The following is an 18,939-nucleotide window of genomic DNA, read 5'->3' on the forward strand; positions in this document are numbered from 1 at the left end:
TCCACGGGCACCTCGCGCGCGGCCCGGGGGCCGCCCGGCGCAAGAGTCCCCGCCCTCCTGCCGCCCCCGTGAGCGGCACCTGACGACCCCGGTCAAATCCCCCGGCGGGACCGTGACTTGGGCTTCGGGGCCGGTGAAGGCGGGCCGGGAGCGGCCCCGTGACCGCCGGTCAGCCGAGGCAGAACACGACCAGGGCCGTGGTCGCCGCCGTCTCGGCGAGGCCGCCGAAGACGTCGCCCGTGATGCCGCCGAAGCGGCGCGTGCAGTGACGCAGCAGCAGTTCGGCCGCCGCGCAGGCGCCCGCCACCGCGACCGCGGCGCGGACCAGGTCGTACGTCCCCAGCAGCGCGCCCGCGCCGGCCGCCGCGGCGACGACCGCGAGCGCCACCAGCAGGGCGCCGCGCACCGGTACCGTCCCCGCGACCGCCGCGCCCAGCCCCTCGGGGCGGGCCGGGGGCACCCCGGTGCGCGCGGCCAGGGTGAGGGCGAGCCGGGCCGCGGTCGCTGAGACAACGGCCGCGAGCACGCCCCGGTCCCACGAGGACGCGTAGGCCTGGAAGAGCGCGGCCACCTGGGCGAGCAGCACGAAGAGCAGGGTGATCACGCCGAACGGGCCGATGTCGGACTGCTTCATGACGCGCAGGGCGTCCTGCGCGGGCCTGCCGCTGCCGAGGCCGTCCGCCGTGTCGGCGAGCCCGTCGAGGTGGAGGCCGCGGGTGAGCGCCGCCGGTACGGCGGCGGTGGCGACGGCGGCGAGCAGTGGGCCCGCGCCCATCGCGAGCAGCGCCACGCCCACCAGGGCGGCGCCCGCCCCGACGACCAGTCCGGCCACGGGGGCGCACAGCATTCCGGCGCGCGCCGTTTCGCGGTCCCAGCGGGTCACCTCGACGGGGAGCACGGTCAGGGTGCCGAAGGCGAAGCGCAGGCCGTGGGAGACAGGGGTCGGGGACACCGGCGCAGGTTACCCGGGAGGGCGGCGGGCGGGTGCGGCGGCCGGGAACAAAGACATGGATAAAGTGCCGGATATGGGTCATTGGTTGCACCGGAACATCATCGAGCCGGGAAAACTGCCGCTGTTGCTGGCGCTCGGCTCCTTCGTGCTGACCTTTGTGATCACCCGTGTCATCGTCCGGCTCATCCGCGCGGGCAAGGGGCCGTTCGGCAACGTGAAGGCGGGCGGACTGCACATCCATCACGTGGTCCCCGGTGTCGTCCTGACCGTGGTCGGCGGCTTCGGCGCGGTGGCCAGCGCCCGGCCGGGCTTCGGTGCCTCCGCGTTCGCCGTGGTGTTCGGGATGGGCGCGGGGCTCGTGCTGGACGAGTTCGCGCTGATCCTGCACCTGGACGACGTGTACTGGACGGACGAGGGCCGCAAGAGCGTCGAGGTCGTGCTGATCACGGCGGCCCTGGTCGGGCTCGTGCTCGGCGGGTTCCTGCCGTTCGGCGTCAACGACCTGAGCCAGCAGGAGGTGCAGGACCGCGGCGGTGTCATCCTCAGCGTCGCGGTGAACTTCCTCTTCGCCCTGCTCGCCCTCGGCAAGGGCAAGGCCCGGATGGCGATCTTCGGCGTGATCGTGCCGTTCCTCGCCCTGATCGGAGCGCTCCGGCTGGCCCGGCCCGCCTCACCGTGGGCCAGGCGCTTCTACCGCCGACGGCCGCGCGCCCGGGCGAGGTCGATGCTGCGCGCCTACCACCACGACCGCCGCTGGGCGGGCCCGCGGCGCAGACTTCAGGACCTGATCGGCGGGAAACCGGATCCGTTGCCCGCCCGGCTGCCGCCCGGGCGCCGGTGACGCCGCCGGCGCCGGCGGCGCAGCGCGGAGATCCCGCAGAGCACGAGGGCCGCGGCGAGCGCCGCGATGTGCTCCCGGCCCGCGAGGTTCCCCTTGACCGTCACCTCGACGGCCATCGACGCGATCACCACCCCCGCCGTCGCGTACGCGCGAAAGCGCCAGGCCACGAAGACGGCGAGACCGACCACGGCCGCGGAGGGTCCGGTGTCCACGATCCGCGCGTCCGCCGCGGGCAGCCCCAGGGGGTGGTCCGGGCCGAGCAGGACCGCGATACGCGCGTAGAGCGTGCCGGCCAGGGTGGCCGCGTACGCGATGACGAGCATCCGCCACCAGCCCAGGCAGATCTCGGCGATCCCGAACACCACGAGGATCTGGATCAGCGCCCCCCACACCGGCAGGTCAAGGGCCGGTACGAAGAGTGAGAGCGGGGTGCGCAGCAGAGCGAGCCCGAGTGGTTCGTCGGCCCGTACGGAGCCGATGTCCTGGACGAACCGGTAGCCCCAGGACTGGTTCTGCGCGAACTGCAGGAGAGCCGTGAGGAGGACGGCTCCGAGGGTCACGGGGATCGCTCGCAGGCGCCTTGCCTCCAGGTCCCTGCGCACGGTGACGAACAGCAGTCCCCATTCCGCGCGGGCCAGGCGCGCGAGTGTGTTCATCTATGCGACTCGAGGTGCTTGCGGTGCAGCCACTTCGGCAGTCCCGGAGCCTCCAGGAACCCTTCCGCGCGGGCGGACGCGACACCGATGCGCAGCAGGTCCGCGCTCTTCTCGAAGAGCAGGAACCGGGGCTCCCAGATCGGCCGGTACTTGGCGTTGGCACGGTAGAGCGACTCGATCTGCCACCAGCGCGAGAAGAAACTGAGCAGGGAGCGCCACAGCCGCAGCACCGGGCCCGCGCCCAGCCGCGCGCCACGCTCGAAGACGGAACGGAACATGGCGAAGTTGAGCGAGACCTGGGTGATCCCGATGTCCCGGGCGCGGCGCAGGAGTTCGATCACCATGAACTCCATCAGCCCGTTCTCGGAGTCGCGGTCACGCCGCATGAGGTCGAGCGAGAGCCCTCGCGGGCCCCAGGGCACGAAGGACAGCAGCGCCCTCAACTCGCCCTCCCCGTCCGTGCATTCGAGCATCACGCACTGTCCGTCGTCGGGGTCGCCGAGCCGTCCCAGGGCCATGCTGAACCCGCGTTCGGTGGCCCCGTCGCGCCAGTCGTCGGCACGCTCCAGGAGGTACGCCATCTCGTCGGCCGGGATGTCGTCGTGGCGTCGGATGCGTACCCGGTACCCGGCTCGCTTCACCCGGTTGTAGGCCTGCCGGACGGTGCGCATGGCCCGTCCCTCGAGCGTGAACTCGGCGGTCTCCACGATGGCTTCGTCGCCCAGCTCCAGGGCGTCGAGGCCGTGCCGGGAGTAGATGGTCCCGGCCTCCTCGCTCGCGCCCATCACCGCCGGGATCCAGCCGTGCGCGCGGGCCTCGGCGAGCCAGGGATCGATGGCGCCGGGCCACGCCTCCGGGTCGCCCAGGGGGTCGCCCGAGGCCAGCGAGACGCCGCCGACGACCCGGTACGCCACCGCGGCCTTGCCGGTCGGCGACCAGACCACGCTCTTCTCCCGGCGCAGCGCGAAGTAACCGAGCGAGTCCCGGTCGCCGTTCTTCTCGAGCAGGACCCGCAGCCGCTTCTCGTCGTCCTCGGTGAGCGGGTCGACGGCGCGGCGGGACCGGAAGGCCGCGTAGAAGACGGCGAGGACCAGGAGGGTGCTGAGCACGTTGATGGCGACGTTGACCCAGTTGGCGATCTCCAGGCCGTGGAAGCGGGAGTCGTTGGCGGCGACCGAGACCAGCCGCAGGGTGCCGTAGCGCCAGCGTTCCGAGAACGTGGAACGGGACGCGTCGTGCGCGCTGTTGGTGACCGTCACCAGCAGTGCGGCGAGCAGCGAGCAGACGAGCAGGCCGCCGGTGGCGACGGCCGCGGCGAGCTTCGGGTTCGAGCGGTCGCCCTTCGCGTAGAACTCGCGGCGGCCCACGACGAGGGACGCGACGAACACCGCGGTCAGCGCGAGCGAGATCCAGTTCTGGGGGTACTGGCGGATCTCCGGGAACGCCATCGCGACGGCGAACAGCAGCAGGAAGAGCCCGCCGAGGACGAAGTTCAGGATCCACGCGGCCCGTTTGCGCCGGCGCATGGTGATGGCGAGGAACATCGTGAACACGCCCGAGGCGAATCCTGCCGTCAGCAGGTACGGGGTGAAGAGGTTCTCGGTGTTGTGGCGCCGCACGTCCTGGCCGAGCGTCAGCCATGCGGCGCTCAGGAAGTTGATGAACGTGACCGCTCGCAGGTACCAGACGGTGAAACCGGCGGCTCTGCGTGAGGCCCCGGTGGACCTGCGGTCCCCTTCGCCCTGACGGGCCGGGGGCCGCTCCTGCTCGGCGGCAATTCGGGCATCTCCCATAATGCGCGATGATATGGGGCGGTGTGCTCCGCGCGGGGGAAGGGCGGTGCGGGTGGTGCGGGGCGGGGCCTTGCCGCGGGTGGTGGGGGCTGGTCGTGCGGTTCCCCGCGCCCCTGAAGGGGTGCTGGGGGGCGGAGTTGTCCGGTCGGAGGTCGGTGAGGGCCGGCCGCGCGGTTCCCCGCGCCCCTGGAGGGGCGGGTTCGGTAGGGGTCGGTCGCGTCGTTCGTCGCGCCCCTGGAGGGGCGCTCATGTCGGTGTGCGGGCCCTCGGTGGTCACTCCTCGTCAGAGGGCTCGGGCCCGGCCTCCGGGACGGGAACGGGCTCGGGCGTCACGGGAAGCTCCGCGGCGAGCGCGGCCGCGGACTGGACGAGGGGGAGGGCCAGCAGCGCTCCCGCGCCCTCGCCGACCGTGACCCCGTGGTCCAGCAGCGGTTCGAGCGCCATCCGGTCCAGCGCCTTCGCCTGGGCCGGCTCCCCGCTCTTCTGCCCGGCCAGCCACCAGTCCGGCGCCCGGAAGGCGACCCGCTGCCCGACGAGGGCGCACGCCGCCGAGACCACCCCGTCGAGCACGACCGGCATCTTCCGCACCGCGCTCTGCAGCAGGAACCCGGTCATCGCGGCGAGGTCCGCCCCGCCGACCACCGCGAGCAGTTGCAGCTGATCCCCGAGCACCGGCCGCGCCCGCCGCAACGCGTCCCGCACGGCCGCGCACTTGCGCATCCACGCGAGGTCGTCGATGGGCCGCCCGCCCCGCCCGGTGACCACGGACGCGTCGGTCCCGCACAGCGCCGCGACCAGCACGGCCGCCGCGGTGGTCCCGCCGACGCTCACATCCCCGAGCACCACCAGGTCGGTACCCGAGTCCGCCTCCTCGTCCGCGACGGCGACCCCGGCCCGGAACGCGGCCTCGGCCTCCTCCGCGGTCAGCGCGTCCTCGACGTCGATGCGTCCCGAACCACGCCGTACCCGGTGCCGTACGACCTCGGCGGGCAGCTCCGCGGGGTCGCAGTCCAGCGCCATGTCGACCACGCGGACGGGGACACCGAGCCGGCGCGCCAGCACCGCGGCCGGGCTCGCGCCCTCCAGGACCGCCCGCACCAACTGGTCGGCGGTGCCCGCGGGCCGCGCGGACACACCGAGTCCGGCGATCCCGTGGTCGCCCGCGAACAGCACCACGCGCGGACGCTCGATCGGCCGCACGGGCACCGAGCCCTGCGCCGCCGCCAGCCACTCACCCAGGTCGTCGAGGCGGCCCAAGGCCCCGGGCGGCACGATCTGGCGCTCCCGGCGCGCCTCGGCGTCGCGGCGCACCCCTCCGTCGGGGCGCTCGATCAGATCGGTGAAGTCGTCGAGATTAAGCGAGCTCATTCGCCGAACAGTACCGGCAGCGATCGGACACGTCCGCGCCACGTCGTTGCGCCCCGGAACGCCATCCGATACGTACCGTTTGTGTCGGATTGTCGTATGCCCGGTCAGTCGCCCCGCCGCCCCTCCCAGGAGCGCCCATGCCCCCCACACCGCCCCCGACCGACGACCACCGCGCCGCCTACGCGGCCGAACTCGCCCGGGGCACCGACCGGTTCCACGAGCCGCGCCGGGAGGACTGCCCCTGGTGCGGTTCGAACCGGCTGTGCACCCGGCTGCGCACGCCGGACCTCGTCCAGCGCAAGCCCGGCACGTTCGTCGTCGACGAGTGCGGGGACTGCGCCCACGCCTTCCAGAACCCCCGGCTCACCGCGGAGGGCCTGGCCTTCTACCACCGGGACTTCCACGAGACGCTCGACAGCCTCACCGACCGGCTCCTCGGCGCCCGCGGCAACAGCGGCAGGCACCGGGCCGCCGCCCGCGCGCTGCTGCCGTACGCCGAACCGGAGAGCTGGCTCGACGTCGGCACCGGGCACGGGTACTTCCCGGCCGCCGCCAAGGAGGTGCACCCGTACACCTCCTTCGACGGACTCGACCCCACCCGCCGCGTCGAGAAGGCGCGGGCGGCCGGACGGGTCGAGGAGGCCCATCGCGGCCGGCTCGGTGACCCGCGGATCACCGGCCGGCTGCGCGCCCGCTACGACGTCGTCAGCATGTTCCACCATCTGGAGCACACCCCCGACCCGCGCGAGGAACTGCGCGCCGCCCTGGTGGCCCTGCGGCCCGGCGGACACCTCCTCGTCGAAGTCCCCGACCCCGACTGCGCGTTCGGCGCGCTGCTGGGCAAGTGGTGGGTGTCCTACGGCCAGCCGCGCCATCTCCACCTCATGCCGCTGCCCAACCTGCTGGGCGAACTGGAGTCCCTGGGCTGCGAGATCGTCACGACGGACCGCCGCGAACCGCACATCCCGTACGACCTCGCGGGCGCCCTCGCGCTCGCCCTCGGGCGGGTCCTGCCCGACCTCGACGCCCCCTGGCGCCCGGCGCCGCCGACCTCGCTGCAGCGCCGTCTGCACACCGTCCTGACCGGGGCGTCCGTCCCGTTGCTCGCCTCGGCCTCCGCCCTGGACCACGCCTTCGCCCCCCTCCTGAGGCGCACCCGCTTCTCGAACGCGTACCGGATCATCGCCCGCAGAGCGGCATGAGCCGGGATCGGGACCGGAACCGCGATCAGCCCCGCAGGACCAGCGCCTGCCCCGCCACCACCAGCAGCAGGTGCTCGCACTCCGCCCCGAACCCCGCGTTCAGACGCCCGAGTTCGTCGCGGTAGCGGCGCCCGGAGGCGGTGGCCGGGACGATGCCGGAGCCGACCTCGTTGGAGACGGCCACCAGGGTGCGGCGGGTGTCGCGGACGGCGGCGGTGAGCTCCTCGACCCGGGCGCGCAGCGCGCGTTCGCCGCCGCCGGCCCACTCCGCGTCGTCCCAGGCGTTCACGGAGTCCATCGCGTCCGTCAGCCACAGCGAGAGACAGTCGACGAGGAGCGGCGGGCCCTCCTCCGCCAGCAGCGGCACCAGGTCGCAGGTCTCCGTGGTGCGCCAGGAGGCGGGGCGCCGCTCGCGGTGCGCGCTCACCCGGGACGCCCACTCGTTGTCCCCGCCCCGGGTGCCGCCCGTCGCGACGTAGAGCACGTTCGGGAAGGACTCCAGCCGCCGTTCGGCCTCGACGGACTTGCCGGAGCGCGCGCCGCCGAGCACCAGGGTGCGCCGCGGCACGTCCGGTACGTCCTCGTACACGCCCACGTCCAGCGTCGTCCCGTCCGGCACCGCGCGGGCGCCCGCCGCCGCGAGCCGTCGCCGCAGTTCGGGGCCCGGGGGCACCTCGTGGTCGAGGTGCACCGCGATCACGTCCGTGGTGGGTCCGACGGCGCCCACCGCCCGCAGCCTCGCCAGCGCGTCCGGCCGGCCCACCACGTCGGCCGCCACCATGGCGTACGAGCCGCCGTCGTCGTCGAGTCCGGCGGGGGCCGCGCCCGGCGGCAGGTAGAGCAGCCGCTGCCCGTCCGGGCCGGTCACCGCGTACCCGGTGCCCGGCGCGTCCATCGGCACCGCCCGCACCCGGTGCCCGGTCAGCAGGGTCAACTCGCTGCCGTCCGGAACCCGCACGGGCTGCGGCAGTCCCGCGGGCACCTCGACGGCGGGCCCGTCGTGCGGATGCGAGAGCAGCACCTGCCGTACGCCGCCGAGCGTGTGCCCGGCGCGCGCGGCCGCGAACGCCGCGCCGGGCGTCAGGTCGAGCAGCAGCGTGCCGTCCACGAGCAGCGCGGTGGCCGCCCGCGCGTCCTCGCCGAGCGCGGTCGCGCAGGAGGAGCAGGGGCAGTCGGGGCGGGGCAGGCCCTCAGGGGCGCCGGTGCCGAGCAGAGTCAGTTCCACGGGGATGATTTTTCCGTGTCCCCGCAGGTCTTGCGCGCCCGGCTAGGCTTCGGACGGGAGCCGGATCTTGTCGGGCTCCCGCTGTGCAGTGTGCTCATACCTGGGAGGCGTACATGGCGGCATGGACGTGGCGGTTCGAGAAGTCCGACGGGACAGAGGTCCAACCCGCGGTGGAGCCCGAGGAGTTCACCACGCAGGGGGACGCGGAGTCCTGGATCGGCGAGGTGTGGAAGGACCTCCTGGCGGGCGGCGCCGACCAGGTGTTCCTCTTCGAGGACAGCACGCAGATCTACGGGCCGATGAGCCTGCACGCCGAGCCCGAGTAGGCCGGTAGGGGTCGCCGGGGCCACCGGAACCGGCTCCGGCGACCCACCCGTGCCCTCAGCCCCGTACCCCGCACAGGTGCAGCAGCGCCGCCACCTGTCGGTAGGGATCGGTCCGCCCGGCCCGCTCCTCCGCGGCCAGCAGACTCTCCACGTCCTCGGGGACGGGTGCCCCGTCCGGCGCGCCGTCGGTGAACACCCGCACGCCGTACCAGGCGTGCAGCGGCGCCCCGATCCCCGCCAGCGTCGACGTCAGCGTGGCCAGCCGGTCGGCGCGGACGGCGAGCCCGAGCCGGTTGACGTACGCGTCGGATTCGAACGCGGCCAGCGCCGACGTCCAGTCCCCGGCCAGTCCCGGCCGCAGGGCCAGCGCGTCGGCATTGCGCACCAGCAGTGAGAGCAGCCCGCCCGGGGCCAGCATCCGCGCCAGCCCCGCGACCAGCGGGTCCGGCTCCTCGACGTACATCAGCACGCCGTGACACAGCACCACGTCGAAACTGCCGGGCAGGAAGTGGACCCCCGTGTCCCGGCCGTCGCCCTCGATCAGCCGGACCCGGCCCTGGATGCCCTCGGGCTCGGCGGCCAGCGCCTGGCGGGCCACGGAGAGCATCCGGGCATCCTGCTCCAGGCCGGTCACCTGATGCCCGGCGCGGGCCAGCCGCAGCGCCTGCGTGCCCTGGCCCATCCCGACGTCGAGCACCCGCAGCCGCTGTCCGACCGGGAACCGCCCGGCTATCTGCTCGTCGAGCTGCCGGGCCACCAGTTCCTGCCGTACGACATCACGCAGGCCGCCCAGCTTGCTCAGCCAGGCGTTCGCCGCGTCTCCGGAGAAGGATGTCGCGCTCAGGGCCGCTCTCCGCGCTTGACCTGCGGCTTCGGCAGCCGGAGTCGACGCATCTGGAGGGTGCGCATCAGCGCGTAGGGAACCGCGCCCTTCTTGGGCAGGTCCGGGAAGCGCGTGGCGAGCTGCTTCTTCAGACGGATCGCGATGCCGATCGAGTCGACCACGATCATGACGATCACGACCAGCCACAGCAGCAGCGCGATGTTCTGCAGCGAGCCCACCCGCACCATGCTCAGGACGAGGATGACCACGGCCATCGGCAGGAAGAACTCCGCGACGCAGAAACGCGAGTCCACGAAGTCGCGCGCGAACTTCCGCACCTGCCCCTTGTCACGGGCGGGCAGATAGCGCTCGTCCCCGCTGGCCAGCGCCTGGCGCTGCTTCTCCATCTGGACACGGCGATCGTCACGCTGACGCTTGGCGGCCTCCTTGCGCGTCGACGGCGTCTGGGCGACGCTGCGACGCTGGGTCTGGGCCTCACTGCGCTTCGGCGTGGGGCGGCCCTTGGGGGCCTGCGGGTGACGGGTCTGCTTGGAGTCGGTCACCTGCGCCTTGTCGGCGGGGACCTTCTCTTCCTTGGCACGGCTACGGAACACAAAACCCAAGGGTACGGGGTGCGGCGGCATGGACGTCGATCGAGTGGGGAACGATCCGGCAACGCCGTGCGTCTGTAAGGGGACACAGGGGACGTTGTTCGCGGGGGGACGCGAAGGGGACGCGGGGGGTCACCCCGGGTTCCACCTACTCCCTACGCCGGAGCGGCACCGTACGCAGTCGTCCTTGGGGATGAGCGCATCCGTCCCCGAACAGTGCGGTAATGGATGCAGGGCCCGTACTGTGGGTTCTGTTGCAGTACCTGGAGCTGGAGTCCGTCAGAAGGGGGCGCGCGAAGCCCATGAGCGGTGTCATGAAGCGTATGGGGATGATCTTCCGCGCGAAGGCGAACAAGGCCCTTGACCGGGCCGAGGACCCGCGCGAAACCCTCGATTACTCGTACCAGAAGCAGCTGGAGCTGCTCCAGAAGGTGCGCCGCGGCGTCGCCGACGTCGCGACCTCCCGCAAGCGTCTGGAACTGCAGCTCAACCAGCTCCAGAGCCAGTCCACCAAGCTGGAGGACCAGGGCCGCAAGGCGCTCGCGCTCGGCCGGGAGGACCTGGCCCGCGAGGCGCTCTCCCGCCGCGCCGCGCTCCAGCAGCAGGTGACGGACCTGGAGACCCAGCACCAGACCCTCCAGGGCGAGGAGGAGAAGCTCACCCTCGCGGCGCAGCGTCTGCAGGCCAAGGTCGACGCCTTCCGCACCAAGAAGGAGACCATCAAGGCCACGTACACCGCGGCCCAGGCGCAGACCCGGATCGGCGAGGCCTTCTCCGGCATCTCCGAGGAGATGGGCGACGTCGGGATGGCCATCCAGCGCGCCGAGGACAAGACCGCGCAGCTGCAGGCCCGCGCGGGTGCCATCGACGAGCTGCTCGCCTCCGGCGCCCTCGACGACCAGTCCGGGCTCGCCAAGGACGACATCCAGAGCGAGCTGGACCGGCTCTCCGGTGGTACGGATGTGGAGCTGGAGCTGCAGCGCATGAAGGCCGAGCTGGCCGGCGGTTCCTCGCAGCAGGCGATCGAGGGCGGCACCACGGACCAGGGCCAGAACCGGTCCCAGCCGCAGGACACCCCCCGCTTCGACAAGCAGTAGCAGCAGCGGCGACCGACCGGGTCCCACGCCTTAGGAGGGCGACATGATCGTGCGGATCATGGGGGAGGGGCAGGTGAGGCTGGACGACAGCCACCTCACCGAGCTGAACAAGCTGGACGACGAGCTGCTCGCCGAGGTGGAGGGCGGTGACGAGGCCGGCTTCCGGCGCACCCTGACCGCCCTCCTCGACGCGGTCCACCGTCTGGGCGCTCCGCTCCCCGACGACGCGCTGGAACCCTCGGGACTGATCCTTCCGTCCCCGGACGCCACGCTCGCGGAGGTCCGCGAGATGCTCGACGGAGACGGCCTGATCCCCGGCTGAGCGGGGGCGACGGGCTGGAGTGCGAGCCCGCGCTGATGGGTTTCCCTCAAAGGCTGACGCCCGGGGTCTGTATTTCAGCCCGTCCGGCGTTCGAGGACGAGCCCTTCGGGCTTCGGGCGATGCGGGGGCCCGGGGGCGGCAGCCCCCAGGTACACGGGCGGCGCCGGGCCCCGACAACCCAGGGCGGCGTGACAACCGTTCCGCCCCCCGCAAGGGCCCCGTACCGTAATCGAAGTGAGCACCCTAGAGCGCACGAGGTGCAGACTCCGCGCGCACCCCATGGCCCTGGACGCCGCCCTGGCGACCGGCGTACTCGTGACCATGATGGCCAGCTCCTTCGTGGACCCGCACGGCGGCCACGGAGCGAGCTGGGGCGCCCGTACCCCCAGCGCCCTGAGCCTCACCCTGATGGTGCTCGGCGCGGCGGTCCTGGTGTTCCGCCGGCGCGCCCCCCTCCCGGTCCTCGCCGCCACCGGCGCGCTCTCCGTCGTGGAACTGGTCGCGAGCGACCCCCGTACCCCGGTGGTGATGTCCGCCGTCGTCGCCCTCTACACCGTCGCGTCGACCACCGACCGCCCCACCACCTGGCGGGTCGGCCTGCTCACGATGACCGTGCTGACCGCCTGTGCGATGCTCGCCGGCCCCCTGCCCTGGTACGCGCAGGAGAACCTCGGCATCTTCGCCTGGACGGGCATGGCCGCCGCCGCGGGCGACGCCGTCCGCAGCCGCCGCGCCTTCGTCCACGCCATCCGCGAACGCGCCGAGCGCGCGGAACGCACCCGCGAGGAGGAGGCCAGGCGCCGCGTCGCCGAGGAGCGGCTGCGCATCGCCCGTGATCTGCACGACGTCGTCGCCCACCACATCGCCCTCGTCAACGTGCAGGCCGGAGTCGCCGCCCACGTGATGGACAAGCGCCCGGACCAGGCCAAGGAGGCGCTGGCGCACGTACGGGAGGCCAGCCGCTCGGCCCTCAACGAGCTGCGCGCCACCGTGGGCCTGCTGCGGCAGTCCGGCGACCCCGAGGCCCCCACCGAACCCGCCCCGGGCCTCGCCCGCCTCGACGAGCTCGCCGACACCTTCCGCAACGCGGGGCTCCCCGTCGAGGTGGCCCGCGCCGACCACGGCACCACCCTCCCCGCGGCGGTCGACCTCGCCGCCTACCGGGTCATCCAGGAAGCCCTCACCAATGTGCAGAAGCACGCGGGCCCCGAGGCGAAGGCCGAGGTCAGCGTCGTACGCGTCGGCCCGAACGTGGAAGTGACCGTGCTCGACAACGGGCCCGGGCAGGGCGACGGCCCGGAGGAGGGCGGCGGGCACGGGCTGCTCGGGATGCGTGAGCGGGTCGGCGCGCTCGGCGGTACCTGCTCGGCCGGTCCCCGGTACGGAGGCGGCTTCCGCGTCCATGCGATCCTTCCGGTCAAGACCCGCACACCTGCCCTGGGGGACCCCGCGTGACCATCCGTGTCCTGCTCGCCGACGACCAGGCGCTGCTGCGCAGCGCGTTCCGCGTCCTCGTCGACTCGGAGCCCGACATGGAGGTCGTGGGGGAGGCGTCCGACGGCGCCGAGGCGGTGCGGCTCGCCAGGGAGGCGCGCGCCGACGTGGTGCTGATGGACATCCGGATGCCGGGGACCGACGGGCTCGCCGCCACCCGGCTGATCAGCGCGGATCCCGGGCTCGCGCAGGTACGGGTGGTCATGCTGACGACCTTCGAGGTCGACGAGTACGTGGTCCAGTCGCTGCGGGCCGGGGCCTCCGGGTTCCTCGGCAAGGGCGCCGAACCGGACGAGCTGCTGAACGCCATCCGGATCGCGGCGGGCGGCGAGGCGCTGCTGTCCCCGGCGGCCACCAAGGGCCTGATCGCCAAGTTCCTCGCGCAGGGCGACGGCGCGGACGACGAGCGCGACCCGCGCCGCGCCGAGCGGCTGAACGCGCTCACCGGGCGCGAGCGCGAGGTGCTCGTCCAGGTCGCGGGGGGCCACTCCAACGACGAGATCGCCGAGCGGCTGGAGGTCAGCCCGCTGACGGTGAAGACGCATGTCAACCGGGCGATGGCGAAACTCGGCGCCCGCGACCGGGCGCAGCTCGTCGTCATCGCGTACGAGTCGGGACTGGTACGTCCAAGGGTGGAGTGAACTTCACCGGGTCGTACTGCGCCCGCAGTAGGTTCCCCATAAGGAAATAGACCCAGGGGCGACGGTTCGGCACCGGCCGATGGCTCATGGTGGCAGGAGAGCGCTCACCTGTGCCTGTGCGGCGCAGCCGCCGTACCGGCCCGTCAGGGGCGCGTACGCGCTCTCCCGCCGCTCTGCCGTCACACCCGTCGTCACACCCGTCGTCACCCCTGCCGTCCAAGCCGACCACGCCACCCGCTCACGCCACGGAAAAGAGATCCCCCACCCATGTCCTGGCTGTCCAGATTCAGCCTCGCGCAACGGGCCCTCATCGGGCTGATGTCGATCGTCGCGCTCGCGTTCGGAGCGATCGCGATCCCCCAGCTCAAGCAGCAGCTGCTGCCCACCATCGAACTGCCCATGGTGTCCGTGCTCGCGCCGTACCAGGGTGCGTCCCCCGACGTGGTCGAGAAGCAGGTCGTCGAGCCCATCGAGGACACCCTCGAAGGCGTCGACGGCATCACCGGTGTCACCTCCACCGCCAGCGAGGGCAACGCCGTGATCAGGGCGTCCTTCGATTACGGCAACGACACCAAGCAGCTCGTCGCCGATGTCCAGCAGGCCGTCAACCGTGCCCGCGTCCAGCTCCCGGACTCCGTCGACCCGCAGGTCATCGCCGGTTCGACGGACGACATCCCGACCGTGGTGCTCGCCGTCACGTCCGACAAGGACCAGCAGGCCCTGTCCGACCAGCTCGACCGCACGGTCGTGCCGGACCTCAAGAGCATCGGCGGCGTCGGCCAGGTGACGGTGGACGGCGTACGGGACCTCCAGGTCACCGTGGTGCCGGACGACGGAAAGATGGCGGCTGCGGGGCTCACCCCGGCCGCTCTCGGCCAGGCCCTGCAGGCGGGCGGCGCGACCGTCCCGGCCGGCTCCTTCGACGAGGGCGGCAACAACCGGACCGTCCAGGTCGGCGGCGGCTTCACCTCGCTGCGGCAGATCCAGGACCTGATGGTCACCGGCGGCCAGGGCAGGAAGCCGGTACGGCTCTCCTCCGTCGCGAAGGTCGAGCAGGAGCCGTCGAAGGCCGACTCCCTCACCCGCACGGACGGCAAGCCGAGCCTCGCCGTGAACGTCACCATGGACCACGACGGCAGCGCGGTAGCCATCTCCGACGCCGTCAAGGACAAGCTGCCCGGCATGCGCAAGGACCTGGGCACCGGGTCGACGATCACCGTCGTCAGCGACCAGGGTCCGGCCGTGTCGAAGTCGATCAAGGGCCTGACCACCGAGGGCGGGCTGGGCCTGCTCTTCGCGGTCCTGGTCATCCTGGTCTTCCTGGCGTCCATCCGTTCGACGCTCGTCACCGCGGTGTCCATCCCGCTGTCGGTGGTGCTGGCGCTGATCGTGCTCTGGACCCGTGACCTGTCGCTCAACATGCTCACGCTCGGCGCGCTCACCATCGCGATCGGACGGGTCGTCGACGACTCGATCGTCGTCCTGGAGAACATCAAGCGGCACCTCGGCTACGGCGAGGAGCGCGAGGAGGCCATCCTCAAGGCGGTGCGCGAGGTGGCGGGCGCGGTCACGTCCTCGACCCTCACCACGGTCGCCGTCTTCCTGCCCATCGGTCTCACCGGCGGCATGGTGGGAGAGCTGTTCGGCTCCTTCAGCCTGACGGTCACGGCGGCGCTGCTGGCGTCCCTGATCGTCTCCCTGACGGTCGTCCCGGTCCTGTCGTACTGGTTCCTGCGCCCCCCGAAGGACATGCCGGCCGACGCCGACGAGGCACGCCGCACGGCCGAGGAGAAGGAGGCGCGCAGCCGTCTGCAGCGCTTCTACGTCCCCGTCCTGCGCTTCGCCACCCGCCGCCGGCTGACCAGCCTGGTGATCGCGGCGGTCGTCCTGGTCGGCACCTTCGGCATGGCGCCGCTGCTGAAGACGAACTTCTTCGACCAGGGCGAGCAGAAGGTCCTCACCCTCAAGCAGGAGCTGAAGCCGGGCACCAGCCTGGCGGCGACCGACGCGCAGGCGAAGAAGGTCGAGCGGATGCTCGGCGGCGTCAAGGGCGTCAAGGACTACCAGGTCACGGTCGGCTCGTCCGGGTTCCTCGCCGCGTTCGGTGGCGGCACGGACACCAACCAGGCCTCGTACCAGGTCATGCTGGAGGACTCGGCGTCCGCCACCGATGTCCAGAACCGCATCGAGGACGGACTCGGCAAGCTCTCCGGCATCGGTACCACGACGGTCGCGGCCGGCGACGGCTTCGGCAACCAGGACCTCAGCGTGGTCGTGAAGGCGGCCGACGCGGACGTCCTGCGCAAGGCGGCGGAGCAGGTGCGCGCCGAGGTCGCCAAGCTCGACGACGTCACGGACGTGACCAGCGACCTGGCGCAGAGCGTGCCGCGCATCTCGGTCAAGGCCAACTCCAAGGCCGCGGCGGCCGGGTTCGACGACAGCACGCTCGGTGCCGCCGTCACCGAGGCGGTGCGCGGCACCACCAGCGGCAAGGCGATCCTGGACGACAGCGAGCGGGACGTCGTCATCAGGTCGGCCGAGCCGGCCGAGTCGCTGGCCGGGCTCAGGGACCTGCGTCTCGGCGCGGTGAAGCTCGGTGACATCGCGGACGTGAAGCTGGTGGACGGCCCGGTCTCGATGACCCGGATCGACGGTCAGCGGGCCGCCACGATCACGGCGAAGCCGACCGGGGACAACACGGGCGCGGTCAGCTCGGCCCTCACCACGAAGCTGAACGCGCTCAAGCTGCCGGCCGGGGCGACCGCCGAGATCGGCGGGGTCTCGCAGAACCAGGACGACGCGTTCAAGAACCTCGGCCTGGCGATGCTGGCGGCGATCGCGATCGTCTTCATGCTGCTGGTCGCGACCTTCCGCTCCCTGGTGCAGCCGCTGATCCTGCTCGTCTCGATCCCGTTCGCGGCGACGGGCGCGATCGGCCTGCTGGTCGTCACCGGCACCCCGATGGGTGTCCCGGCGATGATCGGCATGCTGATGCTCATCGGCATCGTGGTGACGAACGCGATCGTGCTGATCGACCTGATCAACCAGTACCGCGGACAGGGCTACGGAGTGGTCGAGGCCGTGGTGGAGGGTGGCCGTCACCGTCTCCGCCCGATCCTCATGACCGCCCTGGCGACGATCTTCGCCCTGCTCCCGATGGCGCTCGGTGTCACGGGTGAGGGCGGCTTCATCGCCCAGCCGCTGGCCGTGGTCGTCATCGGCGGCCTGATCAGCTCGACCGTGCTGACGCTCCTGCTGGTCCCGACGCTCTACGCGATGCTCGAACTCCGCAAGGAACGGCGGGCGGGGAAGAAGGCGCAGAAGCGGCTGAAGAAGGCCGGTACCCCGCCGCAGGCGCCGTCCGTCCCGGACGACGAGCCGGAACCGGCGCAGGTCTGAGGGCCTGAGGGGCCGAGGGGCTGACGCCTCTCGGCCCGAGGGTCCCAAGGGTCCCGAGGGTCCCGAGGGTCCCAAGGGTCCCAAGGGTCCCAAGGGTCCCAAGGGGCACCCGGTTTTCTGGGGGCCCTCGGGGGTCCTCGGGGACCGGAAACGACCAGGGCCCGCCCGACACCGATGGTGTCCGGGCGGGCCCTGGCCGTTCACCGGGCCGTACGGGCGGCCGGGCCCGGTTACGGCAGCGCCAGCATCCGCTCCAGCGCCAGCTTGGCGAACCGTTCCGTCTCCCGGTCCACCTCGATGCGGTTGACCAGGTTGCCCTCGGCCAGCGACTCCAGGGTCCACACCAGGTGGGGCAGGTCGATTCGGTTCATCGTCGAGCAGAAGCAGACCGTCTTGTCGAGGAAGACGATCTCCTTGCCCTCGGGGGCGAATCGGTTCGCGAGCCGGCGTACGAGATTCAGCTCCGTGCCGATCGCCCACTTCGAGCCGGCCGGGGCCGCCTCCAGGGCCTTGATGATGTACTCCGTGGAGCCGACGTAGTCCGCCGCCTCGACGACCTCGTGCTTGCACTCCGGGTGGACGAGCACGTTCACGCCGGGGATGCGCTCGCGCACGTCGTTCACCGAGTCCAGGCTGAACCGGCCGTGCACCGAGCAGTGGCCGCGCCACAGGATCATCTTCGCGTCGCGCAGCTGCTGGGCGGTCAGGCCGCCGTTCGGCTTGTGCGGGTTGTAGAGGACGCAGTCCTCCAGGGACATCCCCATGTCACGGACGGCGGTGTTCCGGCCGAGGTGCTGGTCGGGGAGGAAGAGGACCTTCTCGCCCTGCTCGAAGGCCCACTCCAGGGCCCGCTGGGCGTTGGACGACGTGCAGATCGTGCCGCCGTGCCTGCCGGTGAACGCCTTGATGTCGGCGGACGAGTTCATGTACGAGACGGGTACGACCTGTTCGGCCACCCCGGCCTCGGTCAGCACGTCCCAGCACTCGGCGACCTGTTCGGCCGTGGCCATGTCGGCCATGGAGCAGCCGGCGGCGAGGTCCGGCAGGACCACCTTCTGGTCGTCGGAGGTGAGGATGTCCGCGGACTCCGCCATGAAGTGCACACCGCAGAAGACGATGTACTCGGCCTCGGGGCGCGCGGCCGCGTCCCGGGCCAGCTTGAAGGAGTCGCCCGTGACGTCCGCGAACTGGATGACCTCGTCGCGCTGGTAGTGGTGGCCGAGCACGAAGACCTTGTCCCCGAGCTTCTCCTTGGCCGCTCGTGCGCGTTCCACCAGGTCCGGGTCGGACGGCGAGGGCAGGTCGCCGGGGCACTCGACGCCGCGCTCGCTCCTCGGGTCGGCCTCGCGGCCGAGCAACAGCAGGGCGAGGGGCGTCGGCTGTACGTCGAGCTCCTGGGTCTGGGCGGTGGTCACGACACGCACCCTTTCTGTTCTGCGGCTCGCCGGTTCACGAACGACCCGGCGGGACATGCGGGACAAGCCTTTTCGTCTAAATGACGCTATCTATCATAACCGCTTCACGTCATGTTGACGATGCCCGTCGTGTCCATGTGACGTGAATCCCTGAGGTTCTCCCCAGGCCGCTGTGCGCGTTCTTGCGTGTGTGCGAGCATGAGGAGGGAACAGAGAGAACCCAGAAGACAGACTCTCGGCCCGGAATGAATCCGCGGCCCCGGCGGTTGCAATCGTCGGCAAGCAGTCTCCGAACAACCCGGGAGAGAAGCAGATGTCCGTATCGGACGAGACCACCACCGTGAGCGACGGCATCATCCTGTCCGACGCCGCCGCGGGCAAGGTCAAGGCCCTGCTCGACCAGGAAGGCCGCGACGATCTGGCACTGCGTGTCGCCGTTCAGCCCGGCGGCTGCTCCGGCCTGCGCTACCAGCTCTTCTTCGACGAGCGCTCCCTCGACGGCGATGTCGTCAAGGACTTCGGCGGCGTCAAGGTCGTCACCGACCGCATGAGCGCCCCGTACCTGGGCGGCGCCTCCATCGACTTCGTGGACACCATCGAGAAGCAGGGCTTCACGATCGACAACCCGAACGCGACCGGCTCCTGCGCCTGCGGCGACTCCTTCAGCTAGGCCTCCCGGCCCCTTCGCCGGGCCCCGGCCGACTGCTGGACACGGACGAAGGCGGCGTCCCCCTCCGACGGGGACGCCGCCTTCGCGCATCCGTACCCGCGTCC

At 72.0% G+C, this 18,939-nt stretch carries 17 protein-coding genes; 9 read left to right on the plus strand and 8 right to left on the minus strand.

Annotated elements, in window-relative coordinates; translation table 11 throughout:
• Positions 1-169: 169 nt before the first annotated feature.
• Positions 170-952, minus strand: a complete 783-nt coding sequence (locus OG199_RS29700) for an adenosylcobinamide-GDP ribazoletransferase (RefSeq protein WP_401798742.1) — start codon at positions 950-952, stop codon at positions 170-172.
• Positions 953-1,025: 73 nt separating this feature from the next.
• On the opposite strand from OG199_RS29700, the gene OG199_RS29705 reads away from it, so the two are divergent.
• Positions 1,026-1,793 carry a hypothetical protein gene (locus tag OG199_RS29705; protein WP_356803923.1) on the plus strand — a complete coding sequence of 256 codons (768 nt, stop codon included), beginning with the start codon at positions 1,026-1,028 and terminating at the stop codon, positions 1,791-1,793.
• Here OG199_RS29705 and OG199_RS29710 read toward each other — a convergent pair.
• The 3 genes from OG199_RS29710 to cobT form a co-directional block, all read right to left on the minus strand.
• The gene (locus OG199_RS29710; RefSeq protein WP_356803921.1) at positions 1,730-2,449 is read right to left on the minus strand and encodes a hypothetical protein; all 720 of its coding nucleotides are present in this window, start codon (positions 2,447-2,449) and stop codon (positions 1,730-1,732) included. The genes OG199_RS29705 and OG199_RS29710 overlap by 64 nt on opposite strands.
• Positions 2,446-4,242: a phosphatidylglycerol lysyltransferase domain-containing protein gene (locus tag OG199_RS29715; protein ID WP_356803919.1), complete on the minus strand. Its 1,797-nt coding sequence runs from the start codon at positions 4,240-4,242 to the stop codon at positions 2,446-2,448. Before OG199_RS29715 ends, OG199_RS29710 begins: the two co-directional genes overlap by 4 nt.
• A gap of 273 nt (positions 4,243-4,515) precedes the next feature.
• Positions 4,516-5,610 (minus strand): nicotinate-nucleotide--dimethylbenzimidazole phosphoribosyltransferase, encoded by a 1,095-nt coding sequence (gene cobT / locus OG199_RS29720; RefSeq protein WP_405832051.1) that lies wholly within the window; start codon positions 5,608-5,610, stop codon positions 4,516-4,518.
• 137 nt (positions 5,611-5,747) lie between these two features.
• Here cobT and OG199_RS29725 point away from each other — a divergent pair, with 137 nt between their 5' ends.
• Entirely contained in the window at positions 5,748-6,812 is a 1,065-nt protein-coding gene (locus OG199_RS29725) for a class I SAM-dependent methyltransferase (protein WP_405832053.1), read from the plus strand.
• Positions 6,813-6,837: 25 nt separating this feature from the next.
• On the opposite strand, the gene OG199_RS29730 is transcribed toward OG199_RS29725, so the two are convergent.
• Positions 6,838-8,037: a bifunctional adenosylcobinamide kinase/adenosylcobinamide-phosphate guanylyltransferase gene (locus OG199_RS29730; protein ID WP_401798737.1), complete on the minus strand. Its 1,200-nt coding sequence runs from the start codon at positions 8,035-8,037 to the stop codon at positions 6,838-6,840.
• A gap of 113 nt (positions 8,038-8,150) precedes the next feature.
• Here OG199_RS29730 and OG199_RS29735 point away from each other — a divergent pair, with 113 nt between their 5' ends.
• Entirely contained in the window at positions 8,151-8,363 is a 213-nt protein-coding gene (locus OG199_RS29735; protein WP_148013643.1) for a hypothetical protein, read from the plus strand.
• A 55-nt stretch (positions 8,364-8,418) separates the two neighbouring features.
• Here OG199_RS29735 and OG199_RS29740 read toward each other — a convergent pair whose 3' ends face one another.
• Together OG199_RS29740 and OG199_RS29745 are read right to left on the minus strand one after the other, a co-directional pair.
• Positions 8,419-9,120: a class I SAM-dependent methyltransferase gene (locus OG199_RS29740; protein ID WP_405832055.1), complete on the minus strand. Its 702-nt coding sequence runs from the start codon at positions 9,118-9,120 to the stop codon at positions 8,419-8,421.
• 83 nt (positions 9,121-9,203) lie between these two features.
• Positions 9,204-9,830 (minus strand): DUF3043 domain-containing protein, encoded by a 627-nt coding sequence (locus OG199_RS29745; RefSeq protein WP_356803909.1) that lies wholly within the window; start codon positions 9,828-9,830, stop codon positions 9,204-9,206.
• Between the two features lie 269 nt (positions 9,831-10,099).
• Between OG199_RS29745 and OG199_RS29750 the strand changes: the two genes are divergently transcribed.
• From OG199_RS29750 to OG199_RS29770, 5 genes are all read left to right on the plus strand, one after another.
• Positions 10,100-10,894, plus strand: coding sequence for a PspA/IM30 family protein (locus OG199_RS29750; RefSeq protein WP_356803925.1), 795 nt, complete (start codon positions 10,100-10,102; stop codon positions 10,892-10,894).
• A gap of 43 nt (positions 10,895-10,937) precedes the next feature.
• Positions 10,938-11,216 carry a PspA-associated protein PspAA gene (locus tag OG199_RS29755; RefSeq protein WP_266698651.1) on the plus strand — a complete coding sequence of 93 codons (279 nt, stop codon included), beginning with the start codon at positions 10,938-10,940 and terminating at the stop codon, positions 11,214-11,216.
• A gap of 234 nt (positions 11,217-11,450) precedes the next feature.
• Positions 11,451-12,671: a sensor histidine kinase gene (locus OG199_RS29760; protein ID WP_405832058.1), complete on the plus strand. Its 1,221-nt coding sequence runs from the start codon at positions 11,451-11,453 to the stop codon at positions 12,669-12,671.
• Positions 12,668-13,351: a response regulator transcription factor gene (locus OG199_RS29765; RefSeq protein ID WP_356803905.1), complete on the plus strand. Its 684-nt coding sequence runs from the start codon at positions 12,668-12,670 to the stop codon at positions 13,349-13,351. The genes OG199_RS29760 and OG199_RS29765 overlap by 4 nt, the downstream gene beginning before the upstream one ends.
• Positions 13,352-13,618: 267 nt before the next feature.
• Positions 13,619-16,750: an efflux RND transporter permease subunit gene (locus OG199_RS29770; RefSeq protein WP_405832060.1), complete on the plus strand. Its 3,132-nt coding sequence runs from the start codon at positions 13,619-13,621 to the stop codon at positions 16,748-16,750.
• Positions 16,751-16,980: 230 nt separating this feature from the next.
• Here OG199_RS29770 and nadA read toward each other — a convergent pair whose 3' ends face one another.
• Positions 16,981-18,165 (minus strand): quinolinate synthase NadA, encoded by a 1,185-nt coding sequence (gene nadA, locus OG199_RS29775; protein WP_351725271.1) that lies wholly within the window; start codon positions 18,163-18,165, stop codon positions 16,981-16,983.
• Positions 18,166-18,478: 313 nt separating this feature from the next.
• On the opposite strand from nadA, the gene OG199_RS29780 reads away from it, so the two are divergent.
• The gene (locus OG199_RS29780) at positions 18,479-18,835 is read left to right on the plus strand and encodes an iron-sulfur cluster assembly accessory protein (protein ID WP_101405588.1); all 357 of its coding nucleotides are present in this window, start codon (positions 18,479-18,481) and stop codon (positions 18,833-18,835) included.
• Positions 18,836-18,939: the final 104 nt, after the last annotated feature.

The sequence above is a fragment of the Streptomyces sp. NBC_01176 genome (assembly GCF_045039825.1).
Classification (GTDB): domain Bacteria; phylum Actinomycetota; class Actinomycetes; order Streptomycetales; family Streptomycetaceae; genus Streptomyces.

Coding starts and splice junctions, on each gene's coding strand:
- cobT (WP_405832051.1), bottom strand. CDS start 5,610: ATGAGCTCGCTTAATCTCGACGACTTCACCGATCTGATCGAGCGCCCC.
- OG199_RS29755 (WP_266698651.1), top strand. CDS start 10,938: ATGATCGTGCGGATCATGGGGGAGGGGCAGGTGAGGCTGGACGACAGC.
- OG199_RS29750 (WP_356803925.1), top strand. CDS start 10,100: ATGAGCGGTGTCATGAAGCGTATGGGGATGATCTTCCGCGCGAAGGCG.
- OG199_RS29735 (WP_148013643.1), top strand. CDS start 8,151: ATGGCGGCATGGACGTGGCGGTTCGAGAAGTCCGACGGGACAGAGGTC.
- OG199_RS29725 (WP_405832053.1), top strand. CDS start 5,748: ATGCCCCCCACACCGCCCCCGACCGACGACCACCGCGCCGCCTACGCG.
- OG199_RS29745 (WP_356803909.1), bottom strand. CDS start 9,830: ATGCCGCCGCACCCCGTACCCTTGGGTTTTGTGTTCCGTAGCCGTGCC.
- OG199_RS29715 (WP_356803919.1), bottom strand. CDS start 4,242: ATGGGAGATGCCCGAATTGCCGCCGAGCAGGAGCGGCCCCCGGCCCGT.
- OG199_RS29710 (WP_356803921.1), bottom strand. CDS start 2,449: ATGAACACACTCGCGCGCCTGGCCCGCGCGGAATGGGGACTGCTGTTC.
- OG199_RS29770 (WP_405832060.1), top strand. CDS start 13,619: ATGTCCTGGCTGTCCAGATTCAGCCTCGCGCAACGGGCCCTCATCGGG.
- OG199_RS29705 (WP_356803923.1), top strand. CDS start 1,026: ATGGGTCATTGGTTGCACCGGAACATCATCGAGCCGGGAAAACTGCCG.
- OG199_RS29780 (WP_101405588.1), top strand. CDS start 18,479: ATGTCCGTATCGGACGAGACCACCACCGTGAGCGACGGCATCATCCTG.